This is a genomic window from Streptococcus sp. W151 (assembly GCF_053010205.1).
On sequence record NZ_JBRKNT010000011.1, the window covers coordinates 1 to 5,375 of the forward strand.

Consider the following 5,375-nt stretch of genomic DNA (forward strand, 5'->3'; position numbering starts at 1 on the left):
CGACTGTTGTACTCTTATCACCTGGGGTTGTTGTATCAACCGGTGTCTTGTATTCAAATGTAGTGCCACTTGGAAGATCACCTACGTTACCAATTGATTTCTTAGGATCTGGAGTTTCACCAACATTAACTGTTTGGTCCTTAGGTGTTGGCGTGTTCTTATCCGCATCTGTACGAGGATCCACTACCTTAACAGTTACTGGAACTTCATCCTTAGATCCATCTGGGTAAGTCACAACGACGGTTGTACTCTTATCACCTGGTGTTGTAGTGTCTACTGGTGTCTTGTATTCGAATGTAGTGCCACTTGGAAGATCACCTACGTTACCAATTGATTTCTTAGGATCTGGAGTTTCACCAACATTAACAGTTTGGTCCTTAGGTGTTGGCGTGTTCTTATCCGCATCTGTACGTGGATCTACTACCTTAACTGTTACTGGAACTTCATCCTTAGATCCATCTGGGTAAGTCACAACGACGGTTGTACTCTTATCACCTGGTGTTGTAGTGTCTACTGGTGTCTTGTATTCGAATGTAGTGCCACTTGGAAGATCACCTACGTTACCAATTGATTTCTTAGGATCTGGAGTTTCACCAACATTAACTGTTTGGTCCTTAGGTGTTGGCGTGTTCTTATCTGCGTCTGTTTCCTTAGCTTTGATTTCAATTGGAACATTAACTGTTTCAGTTGTACCATCTGGGTAAGTGACAAGCATAGGCACATTTACTAAACCAGGTGTAGCATTAGCAGAAGTCTTACTTGTAATCGCCCCTGTATCTTCATCAACAGAAACAGAATCAATTCCAGCTGGAAGTGTTCCAGCTTTGAAAGCTGTACCAGAAGGAACAGGTACTTCTTTACCTTCAACATCACGTACAAGTGGAATTTGTGGTTGAGTTGTATCGCCAGCAGTTACTTCAGATTTACTGTAAGTCACATCATAAGTTTGATTTTTAGGTGCATTAACAGTCAATAGGTTCGTATCAAGGAAGGCATTGGCATATGAACCTTGATGAACACCTTCAGTATTCCCCTTCCAACTACGTTCGATAGCATTCAAGTTTGGTTTAACGCCACGCTCCATCCATTGTTCAAAGAGGAGCATACCATTGTTTTTCTTGATCTCTTCATTCAATTTCTTAGCTAATTCAACTGAATCAATTGTATCTTTGAATTTGTACGAAATGGTGTATGAACCAAGTTGTCCTGAAGCTGTCCCAAGGATATTCTTGTCAATATAATTACGAACCTTATCAACATCACGTTGTGATGGATTAGATTTTGTAGCAATACTAATGGCATCTGTATTACGTGTATCAAGTTTCCCTGATGCATCCATCACAACCTTAGTTTTTTGAACACCACTGACAGCAGTACCATCTGCATCAGATTTATAAATATATGTTTCGTTCAAGTCTAGATATGGTAAAAGACTCTTAGGCAATACTTGTTCAATGTATGGGACAGATTGGAAAGTATTTGAACCTAGGTTTACGACACCCATTGCCGCAGAAACTTTCATGGTGTAGACCAATTCAATCGAATCTGCCTTACCATCACTTGTAAAGCGTGGAAGCACTTTTAAGGTTGGTTGAGTATTCACGCCAGTACCAGGTGTACCTGTAAAGGCATTTGTTAAACCATTATCAGAAGCTTCTTTTTTCTCATTGCCTGCCGCGATAAACCATGAGTTGTCAATACTTTCACGAACTAATTTGTTTGGAATAACTCTTCCATAATCCTTACCTGTTACCCAAGCAGAAGAGAAGGAAATTGGAGTATTAGAAAGACCAAGGTCATTCAAAGTTTTTCCATTCTTTAAAGTAATGGTAATAGGATGGTCATAGGATGCACCAATTCCTCCTGATGCTACCGTGTTATTTTGAATCGGAACCGACCAAACAGAGCCGTTTTCATATTTAGTAAATTCTTTTGCAGCCCCTTCATAAGTTGGTTTGATGGTAATCTTCTCGATATTTTCATAGAAAGTTGGATTTTGGAAGTTCATAATCATATGAGCACCAAATGGGAACTTCTTATCTTTAGCCCATCCACCTGCTAATCGTGTCCAAGAAGTTCCTGTCAAGGAAATGCTACCATCTGCATTGACCTTGTTAAATTCCACTCCGGCATTCTTCACAACATAAGGAGCTTCTTTATCTGTCGTAATCCCTGTGGAGTCAAATTTATTTGCAATGGTCAGGGATGAATCGGTAGGTTTAATGACACCGTTCACTGTAGTTGGAGAAACATTCAATTGTTTAGTGACTGTTTTCCCAGATTCATCTGTTACAGTTGCTACTACAGTTCCACCTGAAGAAGGGCGTTTAAAGGTATAAACCCCATTAGAACCACTGATAGAAACTGCTTGCCCATCCACAGTGACAGTAACAGTCGCAGCCGCATCTGTACGAATAGTCACATACTCATCACCAGCTTCGATAGATGCAGTCAGTTCTTTTGAAGCTTCTGCTGCAGCTGGTTGAGCAGAGGTGTCACGACGCGAACGAACGCGAGGTGTTTCCGAATCTGAAGCAGACCGGTTAGCTGAACCAGCTTCTGAATTCCCTTGTTCGCTTGGGTTTTCTACAGAAGATCCTCCACTTGTTGGAAGAGCTGCATCTGCTGCATAAGCAGTTGGTGCCTCTGTATTTCCAGTACTTGCATCGGCAGTTGTCGGAACCATTGCGTTTGCTGAAACTGCATCCGTACTAGCCTCATTTTCATCAGCAGAAACAGTCTGTGCTCCAGCTAAGAATAGTGCCGTACCTAACAATACTGAGCATACCCCAAAACTGTATTTTCTCAATGAAAAACGTTGACGTCTATTAAACATATCTTTCATTTCCCAAAATTCTCCTATAATTTCATTTCATGTTTCCATGATACCTTTATATTGTACTTCTCACTACCTAGTAATGTCAACGCTTTTGAATAATATTTTCAAAAATATATGATTCTCCTATATTTTTCCCAATTTAAATGCTGATTCTCTTTGAACTTAAGCAAATCATCATATTTTTTCACAATACGTACATTTTTTTAAAACATTTTTAAATATGAATTTCTCTCTATATATAAATAGGCCATTTTTTCTTAGTTTTTTCAATAACAAACAAAGAGGCCTTGCTCTTTCGAGCAAAGCCTCCTCCTGTTGAATCTAAAATTATCACTTCATCAACAAGCTTGCTGATGTCACCTCAATTTTAGTCTTCGTGTTTTTTGCGTTTTGCAAGACCCGCAAGTCCTACCATACCAAGTGCTGCACCGAACAAGGCTGCTGAAACGGATTGATCCTCACCAGTTTCAGGAAGCGCTGGAGCTTGTGGTGTCACAGGAGCTTCTGGCTTAGCTGGTTCTTGTTTGACTGGTTGCGGTTTTACCGGTTCTGGTTTTACCGGTTCTGGTTTTACAGGTTTCGGTTTTACAGGTTCCGGTTGTGGTTGTGGACGTGGCTGTGGTTGAGGTTGAGGTTGAGGTTCTGGTTTTGGCTCAGGAGTTGGAGCTGGTTTCTTCGTATAGAGAACAGTTGCTACAACATCTTTACTTTCTGCTGTCAAACCAGTCACTTCTTCCACAACCAGTGGATTTGCAGTATAGCCTTCAAGGACAGGTGATGTTACCGCATCAAAAGTAGTATCAGCATTTTCTGCTGTCCATTCGCCTGTGCTCAACACTTCGTTTGTCACAGGATTCACCACTACTTCACGATGGAAGGTTACTTTGTCCTTGTGTTCTGGAGCTAGTACTTCTCCTGTAAGTGCATCCTTGTAGAAGATTGTTTCAGTAACCACTTTTGTTTCCTGACGGGCAACTGACTTCTGTTCCACTACAATCGTTGTATTGCGTCCAATTGCATTTGGATCTGCAGGATCATTTGGATCTACTGTCCCAGCTGTTGTATCATAACCAAAAACTGTTTGACCGTCTTTGATCTTGTAAGCTGCTGGAATTTCTGGAACCGGAGTCACACCAGCTCTTGTTGCATCCGTTGGATCATTCTTGTAGACTACTTCTGAAAGAATCTTACCGTCTTTATCCACTAATTGAATGCGTCCAAGTTTATGATAGTATACATCAAAATTGTAATCCAAGGTACCATCAGGATTGATTGTGGTAGCTTCAACTTCTTTTACAAGTGTGTACTGTCCTGGAACCACTGGAGAAGGAATTGGAGGAAGTACAGCTTCTGTAGTTGAACTAGTATCAGCAGCCAAAGCAGTTACCTCTGTTTCTTCATCCTCTAAACGTGCACTACGTGCGCGAAATCGTGGGGTATCACTCGCAAGACTTGCTTCTACACCACGGGGAGCAATTGCATCTGTCAATGCACGACGTGTACGAACAGCCGGTCTGTTCGCTGCGTCATCTTCGATTGGAGTTGCACTTACAAGCTTCCATGCTTGAGGAGTCATTTCTCCAGTCACTAAGTTGACAAGTACAATACGTTCAAATACAACACGTTCACGAACTGGTTTTGGTACAGCAACGCCATCTTCTTCAACAAAGTAGCGAACGGTACGTGTACCAGAAATACGACGTGGTTGAATCTTATCTACTGTCTTCGGCCAGTTTGGTGTATTTGGCTCTGTTGGATCATAAGGAGTCTCTGGAGTAGGATTTGGATCATTTGGTCCTACTGGAACAACACGTTCACGAACAACAACAGTAAATTCTTGGTCTACTTTGGCATCAAAGTCAAAGTTCTTGTTGGCTGCACTTGTGAAGCCATCACTAACAAGTTCAAATCCTTTGCGGTGGAGCTCATCAATCTTAGCAGTCGTGCTATAAGCGATTGCTTCACCTGATTTACCATTGACTACATCACGAGTTACTTCTGTATTGCCTTTTTCGTTGACATACTTGATGATAGCCTTTTGCGCATCTTTCACATATGTTACAACTTCTTCAACGTCTGCTGCTCCAGCTTTAACACCTGTGACTTCTGGCACTACCAATTTATTAGCAGTGTAACCTGTGATAACTGGAGATTTCACTGCATCGAAGGTATCATCACTTGTAGTCCATTCACGGTAGTCGATGTGGCCTGTTACCAAATTGACATAAGCGAAGCGTTTGAAGTGAAGGGTTTCTGTCACATCATCTTTCGCTTTAGAACCATCTTCGTAGACGTATTTCACAGTACGTGTTACATCGTCTTTGTTCACCAAATCTTTAACTGGATCTGGCCATTTCGGTGTATCTGGATCTTTTGGATCAACTGGCTGATCTGGATTTGGTTTTGGTTTGTCTGGATCGATTGGTTCGATGCGTTCGCGAAGGGTAACTGTGAACTCTTGGTCTACTTTGGCATCAAAGTCAAAGTTCTTGTTGGCTGCATCTGAGAAGCCATCGCTAACGAGTTCATAACCTTT

Annotated in this window: 2 protein-coding genes; both read right to left on the minus strand. The window is 41.5% G+C overall.

Features of this window, described 5'->3' with window-relative positions; all coding sequences use genetic code 11:
* A partial coding sequence (locus tag ACVC7Q_RS09820; protein WP_447265714.1) for a Rib/alpha-like domain-containing protein occupies nucleotides 1-2,845 on the minus strand: 2,845 nt, incomplete at its 3' end.
* 361 nt (nucleotides 2,846-3,206) lie between these two features.
* The coding region (locus tag ACVC7Q_RS09825) for a mucin-binding protein (RefSeq protein ID WP_447265715.1) at nucleotides 3,207-5,375 on the minus strand (2,169 nt) is incomplete at its 5' end.